At 62.2% G+C, this 15,873-nt stretch carries 17 protein-coding genes; all 17 read right to left on the bottom strand.

Annotation, left to right across the window (positions count from 1 at the left end):
- Positions 1-8 precede the first annotated feature (8 nt).
- The 17 genes from ACYQ11_RS01615 to ACYQ11_RS01535 all read right to left on the bottom strand — a co-directional run bounded on the left by ACYQ11_RS01615 (position 9) and on the right by ACYQ11_RS01535 (position 15,846).
- Positions 9-590, bottom strand: a complete 582-nt coding sequence (locus tag ACYQ11_RS01615) for a BREX protein BrxB domain-containing protein (RefSeq protein WP_459921981.1) — start codon at positions 588-590, stop codon at positions 9-11.
- Entirely contained in the window at positions 574-1,428 is an 855-nt protein-coding gene (locus ACYQ11_RS01610; RefSeq protein ID WP_459921980.1) for a BrxA family protein, read from the bottom strand. The genes ACYQ11_RS01615 and ACYQ11_RS01610 overlap by 17 nt, the downstream gene beginning before the upstream one ends.
- On the bottom strand, positions 1,421-1,642 hold the full coding sequence (locus tag ACYQ11_RS01605) for a helix-turn-helix domain-containing protein (RefSeq protein WP_459921979.1): 222 nt from the start codon (positions 1,640-1,642) through the stop codon (positions 1,421-1,423). The genes ACYQ11_RS01610 and ACYQ11_RS01605 overlap by 8 nt, the downstream gene beginning before the upstream one ends.
- Positions 1,643-1,841: 199 nt before the next feature.
- A complete protein-coding gene (locus ACYQ11_RS01600) occupies positions 1,842-2,417 on the bottom strand; it encodes a gamma-glutamylcyclotransferase family protein (RefSeq protein ID WP_459921978.1) in 576 nt (191 codons plus the stop codon).
- Entirely contained in the window at positions 2,414-3,196 is a 783-nt protein-coding gene (locus tag ACYQ11_RS01595) for a class II glutamine amidotransferase (protein ID WP_459921977.1), read from the bottom strand. The genes ACYQ11_RS01600 and ACYQ11_RS01595 overlap by 4 nt, the downstream gene beginning before the upstream one ends.
- Positions 3,196-3,696 carry a DUF5049 domain-containing protein gene (locus ACYQ11_RS01590; protein WP_459921976.1) on the bottom strand — a complete coding sequence of 167 codons (501 nt, stop codon included), beginning with the start codon at positions 3,694-3,696 and terminating at the stop codon, positions 3,196-3,198. The genes ACYQ11_RS01595 and ACYQ11_RS01590 overlap by 1 nt, the downstream gene beginning before the upstream one ends.
- A complete protein-coding gene (locus ACYQ11_RS01585; protein ID WP_459921975.1) occupies positions 3,693-4,688 on the bottom strand; it encodes an amidoligase family protein in 996 nt (331 codons plus the stop codon). Before ACYQ11_RS01585 ends, ACYQ11_RS01590 begins: the two co-directional genes overlap by 4 nt.
- A gap of 213 nt (positions 4,689-4,901) precedes the next feature.
- Positions 4,902-6,215 carry a glycoside hydrolase family protein gene (locus ACYQ11_RS01580; RefSeq protein WP_459921974.1) on the bottom strand — a complete coding sequence of 438 codons (1,314 nt, stop codon included), beginning with the start codon at positions 6,213-6,215 and terminating at the stop codon, positions 4,902-4,904.
- Complete coding sequence (locus tag ACYQ11_RS01575; protein ID WP_459921973.1) at positions 6,212-6,517, bottom strand: hypothetical protein; 306 nt, start codon at positions 6,515-6,517, stop codon at positions 6,212-6,214. The genes ACYQ11_RS01580 and ACYQ11_RS01575 overlap by 4 nt, the downstream gene beginning before the upstream one ends.
- Before the next feature lie 13 nt (positions 6,518-6,530).
- Positions 6,531-10,124, bottom strand: a complete 3,594-nt coding sequence (locus ACYQ11_RS01570; RefSeq protein WP_459921972.1) for a DUF4815 domain-containing protein — start codon at positions 10,122-10,124, stop codon at positions 6,531-6,533.
- Between the two features lie 11 nt (positions 10,125-10,135).
- Positions 10,136-10,669 (bottom strand): phage tail protein, encoded by a 534-nt coding sequence (locus ACYQ11_RS01565; protein WP_459921971.1) that lies wholly within the window; start codon positions 10,667-10,669, stop codon positions 10,136-10,138.
- A gap of 13 nt (positions 10,670-10,682) precedes the next feature.
- Positions 10,683-11,084 (bottom strand): hypothetical protein, encoded by a 402-nt coding sequence (locus ACYQ11_RS01560; protein WP_459921970.1) that lies wholly within the window; start codon positions 11,082-11,084, stop codon positions 10,683-10,685.
- A 46-nt stretch (positions 11,085-11,130) separates the two neighbouring features.
- Positions 11,131-11,262, bottom strand: coding sequence for a hypothetical protein (locus tag ACYQ11_RS01555; protein ID WP_459921969.1), 132 nt, complete (start codon positions 11,260-11,262; stop codon positions 11,131-11,133).
- A 4-nt stretch (positions 11,263-11,266) separates the two neighbouring features.
- A complete protein-coding gene (locus ACYQ11_RS01550; protein WP_459921968.1) occupies positions 11,267-12,253 on the bottom strand; it encodes a hypothetical protein in 987 nt (328 codons plus the stop codon).
- A 9-nt stretch (positions 12,254-12,262) separates the two neighbouring features.
- Positions 12,263-12,856 (bottom strand): hypothetical protein, encoded by a 594-nt coding sequence (locus ACYQ11_RS01545; RefSeq protein WP_459921967.1) that lies wholly within the window; start codon positions 12,854-12,856, stop codon positions 12,263-12,265.
- A 9-nt stretch (positions 12,857-12,865) separates the two neighbouring features.
- Complete coding sequence (locus ACYQ11_RS01540; RefSeq protein ID WP_459921966.1) at positions 12,866-14,437, bottom strand: phage tail protein; 1,572 nt, start codon at positions 14,435-14,437, stop codon at positions 12,866-12,868.
- Complete coding sequence (locus tag ACYQ11_RS01535; protein ID WP_459921965.1) at positions 14,437-15,846, bottom strand: putative baseplate assembly protein; 1,410 nt, start codon at positions 15,844-15,846, stop codon at positions 14,437-14,439. Before ACYQ11_RS01535 ends, ACYQ11_RS01540 begins: the two co-directional genes overlap by 1 nt.
- Between the last annotated feature and the right edge of the window lie 27 nt (positions 15,847-15,873).

The following is a 15,873-nucleotide window of genomic DNA, read 5'->3' as shown; positions in this document are numbered from 1 at the left end:
CTTGATTCCTATCCATATATTTTGACCCGGTAGTTTCCCAACGCATCACGGTCCTTAAGAGCCATGAACCTCAGCCCGGTTGTCCCTTCAATGGAGCCGGGATAGAAAAGGATCGTGGTTAAGCTTGTCTTGCCTTGCATCTGATCGAGCAACTTGGACATGTGATAAATGCCTGGGGCCATCGCTGCCGCTCGCATCAGAAAAACAATTTCAGTTGAGGCATCCAACGTTTGAAGGCGCTCCGTCAGAAGACCGGCCAAAGGACGCCAATCCCGGTCGGACAGGTACGTGGTCACCTGTTCCTGGGCAGCAAGAAATCCACGGTCATTTTCAAGCTCCACCACCGCATCGATTCCTTCGCTCTCCTGAATCGCTTTCCACAAAAGCTCTGACATGTGGATAATGCATGTCTTTTTGCCCGTTTCTTCCAGTCGCGTTGCGAGCAAACGAGCTTCGCGCCGAAGTGCCCACTCCTCCTCCGGATCGTAACGGAGAATGGCAAATGGCAGATCGTGGTAGACGCTGATGCGAGGTGGACTCGCTTTTAAGTCGTTCTCGAGGAGCTCGATTCGATTATTGAGTGAGGACATTCGCATACTCCTCAAGGCTTTCTACGGGGAAGGTCAAGCGAGTAACGCTACCCGCAACGTGGTATTCAAGCAGCCCGTGCTGATGCGCTTCCAAAAGAAACCGCTCCACTCCCTCGCGAGGCAGAAAGAACAACTTCCAGTCGACCAGATCAAGCAGTTTGGTTCCAGAGGGTTGGTGTTGCTTCAGGTAAAATGCGATGTACGCGAACGCTTGTACGGACAAGTAGGCTGGAGCGATGCGTTTTTTGACCGCTCCCTGAAGGACGCCAAAGTCACGGAGTGTTGAAAGCACACCTTGTGTGACCCGTCTAACGGTGGAATCGCCCCAGGGACCCGAGGTTTTTCCCTCTTCAACCCATTTTCTCAATGCCGATTCAATCTCCAGAGAATCAATTTCCATGATGCCCCGTGACCAATGTGGTACCAGGAGCTCAATTACCACATCATGCAATAGCGAGTCGGCGCGCACTGCATGGAAATACAGAATCCGGTCAAGGGTGTTGCCGTTGGACTGACGGCTCACAATAGTCGCCAGAGCCCGAGCAACCGGCTCTTCAACCAGATACCGTTGCCGGAAAATCGCGAGAATATCCTCTGCCCTGGACCGGGAGGTCTTGCCCAGAAGGTTCTGGTGTCGCATGCGCTGGAGATTTTCACTGACGGGCAGCCCTGAGTCCCATGAGGAGAGAAGTGCTTTTGTGTCAGGTATGAGAGCCCCCGCCTTGATGATCTTGCTGCTGTATGGCGGCGCGGTGGTGGCACCCTTCCTTAGAAGGTTGCCATCCACCTTGCCTTTACCTTTCTCGGCCGGTCTTGTTCTGTTTACTGGCTTAGTCATCAGTTTTCTTTTCCGTGGCAGATGGATCGCTTGCCTCGCTGGCACCGCCAGCACGGACCCATTCGTCGACTTCCGTAATCTTGAATCGGAAAAGCCGTCCGACACGATGGGCCGGCAACCCCATCTTCTCTATCCATCGATACACGGAGTCCTTGTTGACACCGAGATGCTTTGCAACATCCTCGACCCCGACCCATCGTTCTTCTGCGGTCATTTCATCCCTCTTAGACAGGTTCTGCCTGCGTCAAATGTGTCAAGACAGGCAGGTCGGTCAGATACCTACGAACACCAACGAAAATAGACCAAAGTATATGCAAGTAGCCTTCTTCAGTCAAGGACAAACGGGAAAATTCCGATTTCCTCGAATTCCAAGGACCATGGCTTCCAATTTTGGCTTGTGAACTGTCAGGTTTTCAGTGCCAGGCTCCTATGGTCAGCTCCTTGAAACCTCCGGTCCACCGATCCCCGGACACATAGAGCCAGGCCGGAAGCACTGCTCCGTTGACCTGGACCGGAACCAGCACGCGGCGGTAGAGACAGGGACCGCCGGGGTGGAACCCCTCCAACCGGTCAATGGCCGGAAGGCGGGTCTCAGGGTCATCGAAGGTGAGAAGCTCCCCATACACGGGACCCCAGGGCGCACCAGTGACGTTCTTCGGGAACCGGTCGGGGGTTGGCTCGGGATTGGACATGCGGGCCGTCACGTGGGCTTGTGTGGCCACGTCGGCGAGCGGATTGGTGGTCCCGACGGAGAGGATATCCTCCTCCGGGACCTGCAGGACCGGGATTCCGGAGGATGTCTCGAAGAGGCGGCCGCGGACCAAGGCGTCCTCCACCGTCAGGACGCCCCGGCAATAACGGTCGTGGTTCCAGAAACCGCGCTTCAAGGTGCCGTAGACAAAGAGTTTCAGCATTCCGTTTGTGTTCGCCTTCGAGGGTTCTGTTGGGTTCATTGCCTGGTTCATCGGGTTCATTGGGGTGTCTGTCATGGTTCCGCCCGCTTTCTCTCCTGGGTGACGAACTCGAAGGGCTCCACCGAGTACGCGGCCAGGTCCTCGCACCGGAACACCACCAGGCTCATGGGCGGGACCGGAAGCTCCCTCCACCCCTTTTCCTCCGCCAGCACGGCGTCCAGATACGCGGGGTCCGAAGCGTAGAGGACGGCCTTGCGGCGGGGATGCCACCGCAGTTCCAGCGGTCTGTTCCCCTTGAGCACAAAGACAGTGCCCGGGTCGGTCCGGCAGGCGATGACGGCGGTGATCTGCCCGCGGCAGCGCTGGAGGCGCGCCTTGAACCGCTCGATATCCATGGCACCGTCCCGTGCGGCGTTCGCGGCCAGGCGGAACAGAATCTCGCTGTCCACCTCGGCGAAGCGCCGCATCTTCCAGCGGCGGAAGAGGTAATCGGCGTTGTAGATGGTGCCGTTGTGGGTGCCGATCACCTCCCCGGCGCGGATGGGGTGGTTGTTGCTGTTGACCTGTTCGTCCCCACGGGTGCGCCAACGGGTGTGCCCAAGCAGGAGCGCGGCGCGGTTGTCCATGGAGGCGAGGAGTTCGGCGAAGGCCTTGTCCGTCACGAACCGCTCGGCCGTCACCGGACGTTTGAAGAGCCGGTGGCCGCCGTCGGCATCGAGCCATGCCGCGCCGGTGGCATGGGGACCACGCTCCTCGCTCAGCAGCAGCAGGCGGGTGAAGAGCCAGGCGAGGTGGTCCCGCTCCTCGGCGCTCCGCCGCTTTTTTCCGAAGATGACGCCCGCGAGCCCGCACATCAGGGTTTCCCTCCCTGCGGATCGACGATGAATCCCCGGAAGACGCCCTCGGCATACTCCTTCGGGTGCTCCTCAATCCAGCGCGCGGTATCGGGCCAGCCGAGCTCTCCGGCCAGCCGGGCGACGACCGGACGGTCGAGCATGTTGGTCAGCCCCGAGAGCCGGACCGTGTCGATGCCCTGCCAGACCAAGGGGGGAATCGGTATCCGCGCGGGTTTGTCGTCCTTCACCTCGGCAAGACCTTGTTTGATCAGGGCATCGAGGAAGGATGCGGCCTTTTCCTCGGGCGTATCGCCCCGGACCGTAAGCTCGACGCCGGACAGCATCTTGGCGTTGCGCAGAACCATGTCGATGTAATCCTCGAGGTCCCGCTGGTCGGAAAAGAGCGTGGTCCCTTTCATAGCCAGGACCACGTCGGTCACCGTCTTCCCGCTGAAGACTTCGCCGTCTCCTTCCAACGGCCGCCCGTCAAGGGCGGTGTTTCGGATCAGCACTCTCATGACGCACCTCCTTGGACCCCGCCGGTTTCGTCCACTGAAAACGCCGGAGGCCGGGTTTCAGGCCCGGCCTCCGTGAGGGGTTCCGCCTTTGGGGCGGGTTGTTCGTCTGGTTTCACTCTGCCCCTTTTGAAGGCCGAGTCCCCCGGCAGGGCGGCGATCAGATGCTTGCGTGCGGTCTTGAACTCGTCGCCGATGAGCCCCAGGTGGAGCAGGAAGACCCGGAAGTCGTACCGGGCGCTCTGAGGATCGAAGGACCGCTTGCGGCTCGATGCGGCCCGGCCGTTCAGCGCCTTGGCCGCCACGGCCAGGACCAGTTGGATGTAGGCTTTCACTTTGCCCGCGTGGAGCGTCCCCTCGAACCAGCGGAACTCGACCGTGCCCCGGTACCAGACGTTGTGCAGGTTCACCCCATGGTAGCGGGTGCTGTCGTAGTGCTGGGGCTGCCGATTGTGGTAGCCGTACCAAATGTGGTTGAGCTGGTCCCTGGTCCTGGGACGGCGTCGCTCGATCTGCGCGATGAGATCGTCGCTCACCGGTTTGCTGTAGTTGCGGCGGCGGGTCTCGTTCACGCCCAGGGCGGTAAGGATGAGCGCTTCCTGTTTGTAGACGATCTTGGCGAGGTTACCGAGGGTCCGGCCGTCAAAAGCCGTGGCGTCGACGTGGACGTGGATGCCGCAGCGTTCGTCCACCTTGGCTCCGCAGGCCCGCAGCGCCCGGACGACCTCCTGGAGGACGGGGATATCCTCGTAAGACAGGACGGGGCTCACCACCTCGGCCCGCAGATGGACCGGCACATTGATGAGCGAACCGTCGGACACCACCTTCCATACCCGGCCGTGGTCGTCGGTGACCTCCCAGGGGTCGAAGCTCCCCGGACTGCCGATGTGGCGGACCTGGCCGCCCACCGCCGACTGGATCGCCCGGGCGACCCGCTCGCGCGTCCGTTTGACCGTCTCGATCTCGATTCCGAAGTTGATCCGGCGTAAGTCCATGGTCTCTCCTTGCGTTCTGTAAGCCCGTTTCCGGCAAGGGATTGGCTCTTGTGTTCACACACATACAGGCTTCTTTCGGATCAGAAAGCAAGGCAAATTCGACACATATCCCATTTGATTCCAATGAGTTATGTACAAGATGCCACAACCCGCCGAAACACGCTGGGTTACGGGATTTCCTGGCGTCTAAAGAAAAATGAGGTGTTCCGGGAATCAGGTCTGCTTCCAGATAGTCCCGGTGTGTTTCTCCCACTTTCCGCCGCCCGCGAGGTCGGTGTTGAACCACTCGTCTCCCATGGACGGGGCGGGGATGGCGGCGTCGCGCTCGGCCTGGGTGCCGATGCCACGCCGGACAGCTTCCCGCGAAGTGAGCCCCTGACCGAGCCGGTCAGGTCCAAGCAGGTCGCGCCATCCGAGGGCCGATGCCCGCAGACGGGAAACGAAGGTCCGGTAATCTGTGGCGTCCTTGGCCGCTCGGTAAAGGAGCAGCGAGCCGTCAGCGTCTTGAACCAGGCTCGGCGTATAGCATCGCTCGAGGAACGGACCGCTGCCGTTTTTGAACACGGGGTTGATCTCGGCCTTGCGCCAGTGGACACGGTCCCAGGACCATGCGTAGCCGATTCCGGCGTTTCCCGCGGTGCCCCCGGAATAGAGCATCCACCATCTCCCGTCCGGAAGCCGCTCCACGTGGGCGGCGGATACGTAGCCATTCGCGCCTTCCCAAGGCTGCGGGTCGATCAAGCCTGAGAGGATCGGACCGTTTCCGATCAGTTTCCACTCGACGGCATCGTCGGAGCAGGCCAGACCGAGGCTGTCGTTGCCGCCGGTCGAAGCGATGAAATACATGGCGTAGCGCCAGGTAAAAGGTCTCTCTTCGACCAAGGTGGGCAGCGGGTTGTACCAGAGGAACGACGGCCCGTAATGGCCCCGGTTCCAGACCTGAACGCTTCCCTCGGTAACCAGGTCGCCGGCGCACGGGGTGTCGCCCGTGAACGCGGCTGGGTCGACCGACGGATCAGAGATCGCTGTGCGCAGACCGGCCATGGCGTAGGGCTGGTTCGGAACGTCCGGGTTCCAGTAGAGGATTCGCAGCCGCTTCGCGGTCTCCAGCGCGCAGACCACGTGATAGCCGTTGGCCGCGATGCCGGTTACCTTCTTCTCCGTGTCCCAGGCAAGCCCGTCGTCTGAGAAGGCGCAAGTCGAACCCGCACCGTCTCCGTAATAGGCGACGAAGTTTCGGGGCCGGGTTCCGTCGTGGAAACCGCCCGCGGCCCGAAGGATGCGGACATAGTAAGCGCGCCCGGCGGCAAGAGGCAGGACGTGCGGGTAGCGGTGATCGAAGACGACCGGCGGCAACCCCTCGGGCGGTTCCGCGCCGGAGGGGACCAACAGCAGGCCGAGGTCCACGGCGCGAATCAGGTCCGGGGTCATTGCAGGAACGACGGCGGTCTTTCCCGGTCCAAGGGTTCCGGTGAACCCCGGCAGCTCCAGAATCGTATCGGTGTTGCTCTTGATGGTGATGCTCATAGTTGGTTCCTCCCGGCCTGCGCCGCAACCGCCGCGGCGGACAGGTCTTCATGTAGGTATCCGGCGTCCATCAGTTCCCGGTTGATCCGCCCGGCTTCGAGTTCCTCCCGCCGGATGCGCGCCATGAGTCCGGCGAACGCCTCGGTGGCGTCCGTGGAGATGCCGTGTCGTTCCTCGATTCGCCGCATGCGCGCGTCCAGGTTGGCGAACAGTTCGAGGGTGTGGTCCCGCAGCACACCGTCGCGCTTTTCCTGTGGTGACGGAATGAACTCGGTCAATCCGCCTTGTCTGCGAACAATCATGACATCCCTCCGATCAGCTCAGCGTCGCGCCGAGAGTGTGAATCCTCGGGTACACTAGGTTGTTGCCGGTCATCTCCGCCTTGTAGCGGACCTTGGTTCCGCTCGGATCGGTGAAGGTCCTGGTGAGCGTGTATTCGGTCCATTCCTGGTCGATCTCCCGCGTCGTCTGGATGGACATCGGTTCCCAGGTTGACCCGCCGTCGTTGGAGGCGAACCAATCGATGGTGGTCCCGCTGGGGATGTTCATCTGCGTGTAGACCTTGGTGGAGGAGACACCCTGGGTGAGTTCGTTCTCACGGTTCAAATACGCACCCGTCGGGTCGTTGAGATAACCGATGAGGTTGACGTCCTTGTAGTTCAGCACAGGGGAGTCGTTGGGAACGTTGGAGGAGAGGATCGCCCTCACAAGCACCTGGGCCGCGAGGTTGGGCAGCCGCTCCTCCTCCGCCGGCACGATGGCGTCCCAGATGACGCCGCCGTCGGTGGAGTACTCCCAGACGATGCCACAGCCTTCCGGAAGGGACGAATACTCATCCAAGTTCAGGTCGCTGAACTGCACTCCGGTGATGGGCTGGAAGCGGACCTCGCCTTCGGGCTGGAAATCGTAGCCGTAGATTCGCATGGTGAGATCGGAGCTGTTGAGCGGCGTCCAGGTTTCGGCGTTCGAGCTTTCCAGCAACACCCCGGCGGTGTAAGTCTGCCGGGTGATGACCCCGTTTTGTCCCAGGCGGCCCAGCGTGGCGATACGCACCCGGTAATTGGTGCTATTGGTCAGCAGCACGACGGCGTAGCTGGTGTTCGTCTCCGCGTAGAAGGGATCGTCGAAGACCACCTTGGTTTCTGAACCGAGGGCGATCTCATTCGGGGCGATGACCTTCTCGGCCAGGATGACCTCGTTGGGAAGCCCGGTCGTGACGCCGCGGATCTGAATGGTTACGGGGATGGAAGCATCTTTCTGCGTGAAGTGAAGCCCAACGGCGGAGATGACCCGGTTCTCCCCGAAGCTGAAAGTCTGCGCAAGCGGGTCCCGGCGGCGGGTCACCCAACGCCAGCGCCATACGGTTCGCACCACGGGGACGCGGATGATGCGCGGCGGCACCTGCTGGACGATGGTCTGACGCTGCACGATGGTGCGGTTGACCACGACCCTTTCGATGCGCGTGATGACCAGGGGATCGTTGACCTGAAGGTTGGCTTGCGCCGAGAAGGTGCCGTCGGTCATTTCGACCACGCGGTTGCCGTTGCGGACATCGTCGGGGATGACGAAGGAGGCGATGACTCTGCCCACTGCGTCGCCGCTGAGACCTGAAGCCACCACCTTCCCGTCGCAGCGCACCGTCACCCCGGTCGCGCCGGGGGTGAAGTTGGAACCGACCACAGCCACGCCTGTCTGACCGCGCCGACCGATATTCGGCGTTACCTCCACGGCGGCGTCTGGTTTCTCGAACACGGCGTAAGGGTTGATGTTCTTGTCTTCGGACCAATCGATCTGCTCGATGAGTACGCGCTCCGTGCCTGGCAGGAGAACGAGGCTGTCCTTGAAAATGGCGTCGCTCCCGGCGGAGTCAACATCGAGCACTTGCGGCGTGGCCGCTCGGTTCGGGGCGGCGAACTGCCGTACCTCATCGATGCGGGCGCTCCACTCGCTGTGGTAGATGTCGGACTGGGCGTCGTTCGAGAAGTCATCGGAATAGACGCCCTTCTTGGTCTGGGCGTCCCGGTTCTGCAGTTCGTTGTTCATCTGGAACTGAGCGTCGTTGTACTTCAGGTCCTCGACGTCCTTGATGATCTCGTGGATCTGGTCCATGGTGATGCGTGTCAGCCCGAAATTGAAGACCGTCAAGTCAACCGAGTTCGGTGGACAATCGACGCTGCACAGTCCGAGCGTACCTTCCGGAACGATGGGGAGCTTCGGCCAGTCGGCCGGAGCGCCTTCCAGCCGTTTGATCTCGCGGGTGGTGGCGTAGATGATGTCCTTGCGGCCGATGTAGTAGTCGTAATCGATGCTGCAGTTGGAGCCGCCCACCGGCTCATCGCCGATGTTCGTGCGGCCGAAGTTGATGATCGAAAGGTTGCCCGGTTCGATCTGCGCGGGGGACATGGTCAGGCCGCTCGTGTTGGAAGCGGGCGGGTTTCCGCCCACGATTTCGTCAACGCCGTCGTCGATGTACGAGGTCACACCCGCGGCGACATCCTTGAGACGTTGGAAGTCCGCGCGGACCGTGTTCTGCGTGCCGCGGTAGATGCGATACCCGGTCGCCCCGCTGACCGGCAGCCAGGAGAGGCGGTTGATTTCCCCGGTCAGGGTATCGCGCGACACGACTTTGGCGGAATCGTATTGAGTCTCACCGGTGGCGCTCTGAACGGTGACCAGGTAGAAATACTCGTCCGCCGTCGGGTGCCCCGAGCGTCCGAACCAGCCTCCGTCCGCGTAGTCCGTCCCCTCGATCATCTGCTTGGTGTAGGTCCAGCGGACGGTGTACGTGGTCCCGATGGCGGGCTCGTTGCCCGAACCCAGCCAGTCCACGTAGTTGCCGGATTGCTGCCAGTCCGCGCCTTCCTGGAAGACCGTCGCGCCCTGGCTCACCTCGAGGATGTCCACCACCGGGTTGGGGACGAGCAGGTCCTCGCCGCCGCCCACCGACCCGCGGGTGATGTTGGAGACGATCTCGACGATGGCCTCCACCTGCGTGGTTTCCTTCAGGGGCGTGTTGTTGAGCGCATATCGCCGGGTGCCGACCACGTAGGTCTTCTGCTCGCCGCGGACCGACTTGACCGCCGTGGATTTGGGCACCAGTGTCGTGGTGGGCATATCCTTCTGCAGTCGGAAGCCCTGGATGTAAGCACGGCCCGCGTTGGTGATCACCTCGACGTTGTCCCCGTCGTTGTCGCCGATGAAGCTGTCGAGCCCCTTGACCAGGTAGCTGCCGGCCTGGTCGAAGGTCCGCTCGGCCAGGTTCTGGAGCAGCGAGTTCAGTCCCTCGGCGGCCGCGAAGGCGAGCTGATCCTCGGTGATCGACGCCACGGTGATGCGGCTTCCGGGCAAGGTTCCGAGCAGGTCCTGGAGATAGAGGTTCGATTTCTCGCGGACGGTCGCGGTTACGTCGCCGGTCTCACGGTCGAACTTGTGGACCGCGACCACCTTGCGCTGGGTCACGTTGTTGGGCAAGGCTTCGCCGCTCGTGTCGTGATCCTTGAGAGAAAGAACCCATTTCTCCCGTTCGGCGGTGGGTTCGCCCGTCGCGGGGTTGATGAGCACGGCGTCCTGGTTGTAGCCGTAGTTGTACTTGAGCAGCTCGACATAGACGTAATCCGCGCCGCTCGTCTTGGCCGGGTCATAGGTGAGCACCGCGCCGGACACGCGCTCCAGACAGCCGTCGATGTAGACCAGCCCCTCGGCCACGGTGAGCACGTTGGCCGCGACCGTCACGCCGAAGCCGCTGACGATGGCCCCTTCCTTGAAGAGGATGTCCGCGAGCTTCCTGCGCTCTTGGTTGATGATGTCCTGCTGCTCGTTGAGCTCCGAGTCGAGCAGGTCCCGGTCCTGGTGGTAGCGGACCCGCTTGTAGTTCTTCGCCGGGTCGAACGTATCGCGTGAGATGGACATGGTCTTTCCTCCTAAATCTTGATGACCCCGACCAGCTCGACGCGCGTGTCCGCGGTCTTGTTGAAATCGGGGATGTTCTTCATTTCGTACAGATAGCCGGGATCGAGCACCTCACCGGTCGGGTTGGTGTCGGGGTGATAAACGCCGTTCGCGGCATAATCGGACTGGAGTCCGGCGATGAAGGTTGCGTCGCCCCCGAAGAAGCCGTATTCCCGGATGGTGATGCCGTTGGCCTCGTTCTCCTCGAAGCGGAAAAAGACGCCGATGGTCTGGGTCTCCTCGCCGGTTTCGATGTAATGGATGCCGTTGACGATGAGCGTCCCTTCCGGGTCCTCCTTGAGAAAGGTCCGCTTGTAGTGCTTTTTGCGGGCCCGCTCGTTTTTGAGCGTCGTCTGGTCGATATCCGGGGCGGGCGGATTGAGCGGGTCGGTGAACGTGGCGTCCCCGTCGCCGATGGCGCAGTGGGTGATGCCCTCGATGGGATCGCCCAAGAGCAACCGGGCGGTGAGGATGCGGCCTGTTTTGACGATGAGTCCAAGTGACATTCGTATTCCTCCTTCAGGTCTGGATGGTGTGGCCTTCGCGGATCAGCACTGCGAAGACGGTCAGGCGCGCGTCCGCTTGACGGGATGTCTCGCGCACCACAAGTTGTTTCGAATCCGCCGTCCGCTCGATCTCGGCGAACACCGCGGAATGGGTATCGCTCCGTAGCTCGACCGACCGGTGAATCCGGACGGCTGCGTCGGAAAGGACCGTCGGGAAACGGACCACCCATCCCCGCAGATCGAAGCTCCGCAGAACCGGACGCACGATCACGGCCTGGATGTCGGCGGGGGCGTCTACTTCAGCCGTGATCCTCATGGCCGCGGCCGTGTCGCGGCGGATTGTCCGCGTCTCGGACGCCGCTCCGACGGCCTCGAAAACGACAGCCGGGAAGGCCGGCATTTGGGCGCGGTTCATCGGAACCACGGACACTGCGAAGGGCCGGACGGAGAGAGTGTTTCCGCTACGGATTGCCACGTCTCAGCCTCCCGTTGATCCTGTTCGCCTTACCGACGTTCCGGACCACCCGGAACATCGAGGTGAGGCGTCCGGCGTTTGCCGCAATCTCCTTCTTGGTGCCTTGCTTAACCGCCATTGGATCACTCCTTCACTGCGCACCATCCCGGACCGGACAGGTTGAAGATCTTGTAGGAGGCACCGTTTAACGTGAGCACGTCCTCCGAGTCGGCCGCACCGCTGCCGATGGCATAGACCTCGATCAACTCGCCGCGCAGTTCCTTGTAAGCCGCGGTTGTGTGCGCGACGAGCCAGGGGAACATGGTGACCAGTCCGTATCGTTGGTCGGGATTGGCGGCGGTGTGGAAATTGCCGTGGGCCGCGGCACACGATCCGGCCTGTCCGGCCGCGCTCGCCCACCCGTCGAATTTGTTGATGGCGTAAATACTGCCCGGGGACTGGTAGTGGCCGACTACGACCGGCTGTGGGTCTTCGCCGATCTTGGCTCCCGCCGTGTAGGCGCTTACGAGGCTCGCCAGAGTGACCGTATTGGGGGTGGAAACCGTGTCGACGGCGGATACCTGGGCGCGCTCGATCCCGGCGTCGTCTTTTATGATGTAGCTCAAGCCGACCGTAAAAAGGGTGGCGTCGTTGACCTGCACAGTGATATCCGCGCCGGGTCCGGCCGCCGCCTGGGTGACCGCCGCCGCCCCCGACCAGAAGCGTTTGATCAGACCGCTGTACTGCCCGTAGTAAGTGGCGACGATCTTGGTGACGATGAAGACATGATCCTTGTCGGCGTAAATCCAATACAAGAAAGCCGAAGCGTCCACGGTCTTGATGTATGTGTAGCTGGTTTGAAACGCCTCTTTCACGCCCGCGTGCGTCACCGCATCCCAATATAAATAGGCCCGGACTGCAATGCGGTCGGCCGCCGTATCGTTGACGAACCGGAGGAAGATGTCCTCGGCTCCGCTCTCTCCCGTGGACGCCAGCACGTAGCTGGGCTCGGCGTCGCCCGACCTGTCGTCATGAAGCGACCATCCAACCGTTCCCACCAGGAAGTCTTTCAGGCGGACGAGGAAGTCGGTCGTGTTCGAAGCGGTCCCGGATACATTGTGATAGGCCATGCGTTCCTCCTACAGGATCGGATTTTCCGTGCCGGTGAGCCGGAGTTTGAGGTCGGTCTTGTTTTGCACCGGCGTTCCGGGTGGCACCGTGCAGCGACGCCAGAACGAGAGGGTCTCGTCGTGCGCCTTGTCGCCCAGGTTGAGCGGCGCGCCTCCGACGGCGGTGTCGAGTCCCGCCTGCGTCAGGGCCAATGCGTACCATTCCGACTCGTCGCCGCCGGCAACATCCACCGGTTCGATCACCAGCCCGGTATAGTCGTAGCCGGAATAGACCACGGCACCCGGATCGTGAGCGGCCGGGGTTGTGCCGCCGTAGCCGCGTTCCATGGCAAGGACGGTCGTCCCGCCGCCGCTCAGGATGCGCATCTGTTCGTCGTCGACGATGATGATTTCACCGTCGGTGAAGCGCGGTGCCGAGAGTTGCAGGGAGGTCGCCCCCGATGCCAGGGCCGCGGCGAGGATCGTCTGTTCGTTGGCCACGAACAGCTCCTTGTCTTTCGTTTCCCCGTCCGTGCCGTTGTAGGTGTCGTCATCGGGATTCGCGAGGTCCCCTTCGGACACCCGCTGGGTCAATGTGAAGTCTTCATACAGGTGTATCGCCATCGATCTCTCCTATGCCGCCGGCCATTGGGTGACCGTGTATTGATTCGCCGCCGCCTCGAAACCGGCTGTCGCCTGGGCGTGATCGTCCCGCTGCCGGTAGCGCCAGCGGAGGCACGGCTTCGACTTGCGGAAGCCCGACCCGTTGAGCGGCATCGAGCCGAGCCGCATGGGCCGGGTCCTGTCCACCGACAACAGCAAACCTGTGTGATTCAGCCTGCGGCGGTTGAGCAGGAGCGTCTCCACGCGTCTTCGGCCCGGAATGCCCGTGTCCACGTCCATCTCGAAGGATGCGCGGGCCTCAGTCACATAGGCGTCGGTCAGTTCGGCGAGGTTGAGCGCCTTGTTGTTCAGGGAGAAGCCGGGCCTGCGGGCGCGCCAGCGGTCGACGACGTCCCATGCGCCGGATACCTCCGACCACTGAGCATCGGCGTAAGCGGTGATGAAGAGGTGACTGCCCACGGCCGCGCCGGAGACCTTGTCGTCCCTTCCGAGCCTCGAATGCCCGACGCGGAACCAATGGGAGAGCCGCGACCGCTTCCCGTACCGGTGCGTGCGGCGGTCTCCAGCGAGATCGGGCGCATCCTGGACGGCTTCCGAGAGCAGATCTTTCTGCCGGAACTTGACCCGGCAAGACTGAGCGGAGCGGTTCAGACGGGAGCGGTTCAAATCTTGGCCCGCCAGACGGATGAACGAGACACCCGGTTCCACTACGGGCTTGGTTTCGATCTCGCAGCAAAACGCCGCACGCCGTTCACTGATCCATAGGTTCGGCAGACGTTCGGCGTTCAGGTTGCCGGTGTTCAGACGGAACCGGGGCGAGCGGCCATGCCAGCGGGAGACGCACACCGCGGCTCGCTCGATGTCCTGCATGAGCGTGGTGCCGTCGGTGATCCGCCACCAACCCCAGGTCTTGTTCTTGCGGGTGAGGTGGTAATCCGTGTTCAGCGCGTTGTGGTTGACCACGAACGTTTCGTGCAGATGCCCGAGGCACACCCGCTCGACGACCTTTTTGATGATCGCCTCGAAATCCGACTCCATGGAAAGGAGCGTGTAGAGCCACTGCAGGAAGAAGACCCGCGTCCCCGCGGGATGATGGAAGGGCAGCGCCTCCCGGACTCCCTGGACGAGGCTGTCGCTGTCGATGCGGTAGACGCCCAGGCTGTAGATCAGTCCCGGCAGTTTGGCCCGCCCGACAACCGAACGGCGGTTCAGGCGCAGCGCCTTATGGAAAGTCTCCTCGATGCGCCCTTCCCACCCAATGTCAACGAGCGAGCGGCCGATGGCGGGGATGGTGCTCTTGCGCCGGTAAATCTCTATGGCCTCGCGTATGAGACGCCGCTGGGCCGACGCGTTTACGGTGGGATCGAAGCGGTGGCCGACGATCTCGCCGAGAAACGGCAGGAACCTCTCCTCGCAACGCCCGACGTCGAAGATCTCGGGGAAACGCTCGGCGAGTACCTTAAGTTCGTCCAGGCTCGCGGCCGGGACCTTGAGAAAGGCATCCAGATCGCCGGACTCATCCCGTTCGCGGTAGAGAGGCGGAAGTAGGTCGATGAGTTTCTTTTCGAAGTAGGAGGACATCAGGACGCCCTCCGCACTTCGAGATTGACCTGACCGAGCGCCGCGATCTGACCGGCGCGGATGTCGACGTCCTGAGTCGGCGTGTACATGCGCACATGGCTTACGCCCCGCACGCCGTCCAGAAGCGCTACCAGATCCGAGAAATGGACCGGCGCACCGAAGTTCATGCGGTCGAAGGCGAAAAAGTCCGCCAAGGTCTGTTCGACGCGGCTTCGGACCAGGTCGAGGTCCTCGCCGGCATAGGCGAACACCTCCGCGTCAATGGAGACCGGCCGATAGACGGGATCGAAGAGGTTGATCTCGACGGTGATGACCTTGCGCGATTCCAGGTGTTCGGCGAGGTCCTGTTTCAGAAGTGTTGACGGCGGACCGCCGCCGTCCGGGGCCACAGCCAGGTTGACCTGGTAGTAGCGGATGTTCATGCAATCGTTGACGTCGAGTACCTGGGCTTTGGCCACGCCGGGAAACCCTTCGGCCAGTGCCAGGTAATCCTCCTTGGTGACCGCCTTCCAGAGCGAGCGGACCTCGGCCGGGGCCTGGCGGCGGGCGTGTTCCAACGTTTCGCGGTCCGCTCCGCCGGTCGCGGGGACCGGGTTGGTTACCGCAAGGGGAACCAGACCGCCGTCGAGGTAGATGGGGCTGAGAAGCTCGGTGACGAGGTTGGGACCCAAGTTGCCTTCAGCTCCGAGAGTTTCGAGGTACTCGACGCGGATTTCCGCGCCGGTGTCGGGAACCGCTCCGCGCAATCCGTCGCCGAAGACGATCCGAGCGATGTCAAGCGCATCGGTCTCGGCCATGAAGTGGCGCGAGTCGGAGCCGCTTTCCTGGAAGTGGGATACCTCGGTCCATTCCTGGTCCTGTACCCACACACGGATCGAACCGTGGGCGATTTCCTTTCCGCCCAGGATGATCGAATCGCCTGTTTCCCCGTGGGTCGCGAAATTCTCGTTCTTGCGTTTTCCCTGGCGCGCGCCCGCATCGACGCTCGTCCGGCTCCGAGGGATCGTCGCGTCTTCGGCCGTCTCGAACACGATGTCGTTTTTTTCCAGACGGGCCCTGCACGTCGTTCCTGCTGGGATCACCAGGTCCGCATTGAGGGGCGCGGCCAGGGAGAAACGCAAGGCGGTGGTTGCGGCCACCGGCCCGTCGAGCCGGTAGCTGATGAGCTTACAGAGGTTGATGACGTTCTGCCGCTGGCGAGCGGTGGGCAGAAAGGCTTCGGCCGCCTGGGCGTCGAGATAGTAGGCCAGCATGTCGCCGATGCCGCAGAAGAGTTCCAGCAACACCACGCCGAGGTCGGATGCGTTAAAGTCCGTCCAGCGGTCGGTGAGCTGCGGCACCCGCGCCAGCAGTTCCCGGCGCAGGGAGTCGTAGTCCTTGTTCGTGTAAGCGATGCTCGCTCTGCCCATTTCCGTTCATCCGTAGAGGTTCGGTCA

The sequence above is a fragment of the Desulfatiferula olefinivorans genome, assembly GCF_054657895.1.
The sequence above is the reverse complement of the archived record's forward strand: the minus strand, read 5'-3'. Positions and strand labels throughout refer to the sequence as shown.

Coding starts and splice junctions, on each gene's coding strand:
- ACYQ11_RS01615 (WP_459921981.1), bottom strand. CDS start 590: ATGTCCTCACTCAATAATCGAATCGAGCTCCTCGAGAACGACTTAAAA.
- ACYQ11_RS01610 (WP_459921980.1), bottom strand. CDS start 1,428: ATGACTAAGCCAGTAAACAGAACAAGACCGGCCGAGAAAGGTAAAGGC.
- ACYQ11_RS01605 (WP_459921979.1), bottom strand. CDS start 1,642: ATGACCGCAGAAGAACGATGGGTCGGGGTCGAGGATGTTGCAAAGCAT.
- ACYQ11_RS01600 (WP_459921978.1), bottom strand. CDS start 2,417: ATGACAGACACCCCAATGAACCCGATGAACCAGGCAATGAACCCAACA.
- ACYQ11_RS01595 (WP_459921977.1), bottom strand. CDS start 3,196: ATGTGCGGGCTCGCGGGCGTCATCTTCGGAAAAAAGCGGCGGAGCGCC.
- ACYQ11_RS01590 (WP_459921976.1), bottom strand. CDS start 3,696: ATGAGAGTGCTGATCCGAAACACCGCCCTTGACGGGCGGCCGTTGGAA.
- ACYQ11_RS01585 (WP_459921975.1), bottom strand. CDS start 4,688: ATGGACTTACGCCGGATCAACTTCGGAATCGAGATCGAGACGGTCAAA.
- ACYQ11_RS01580 (WP_459921974.1), bottom strand. CDS start 6,215: ATGAGCATCACCATCAAGAGCAACACCGATACGATTCTGGAGCTGCCG.
- ACYQ11_RS01575 (WP_459921973.1), bottom strand. CDS start 6,517: ATGATTGTTCGCAGACAAGGCGGATTGACCGAGTTCATTCCGTCACCA.
- ACYQ11_RS01570 (WP_459921972.1), bottom strand. CDS start 10,124: ATGTCCATCTCACGCGATACGTTCGACCCGGCGAAGAACTACAAGCGG.
- ACYQ11_RS01565 (WP_459921971.1), bottom strand. CDS start 10,669: ATGTCACTTGGACTCATCGTCAAAACAGGCCGCATCCTCACCGCCCGG.
- ACYQ11_RS01560 (WP_459921970.1), bottom strand. CDS start 11,084: ATGAACCGCGCCCAAATGCCGGCCTTCCCGGCTGTCGTTTTCGAGGCC.
- ACYQ11_RS01555 (WP_459921969.1), bottom strand. CDS start 11,262: ATGGCGGTTAAGCAAGGCACCAAGAAGGAGATTGCGGCAAACGCCGGA.
- ACYQ11_RS01550 (WP_459921968.1), bottom strand. CDS start 12,253: ATGGCCTATCACAATGTATCCGGGACCGCTTCGAACACGACCGACTTC.
- ACYQ11_RS01545 (WP_459921967.1), bottom strand. CDS start 12,856: ATGGCGATACACCTGTATGAAGACTTCACATTGACCCAGCGGGTGTCC.
- ACYQ11_RS01540 (WP_459921966.1), bottom strand. CDS start 14,437: ATGTCCTCCTACTTCGAAAAGAAACTCATCGACCTACTTCCGCCTCTC.
- ACYQ11_RS01535 (WP_459921965.1), bottom strand. CDS start 15,846: ATGGGCAGAGCGAGCATCGCTTACACGAACAAGGACTACGACTCCCTG.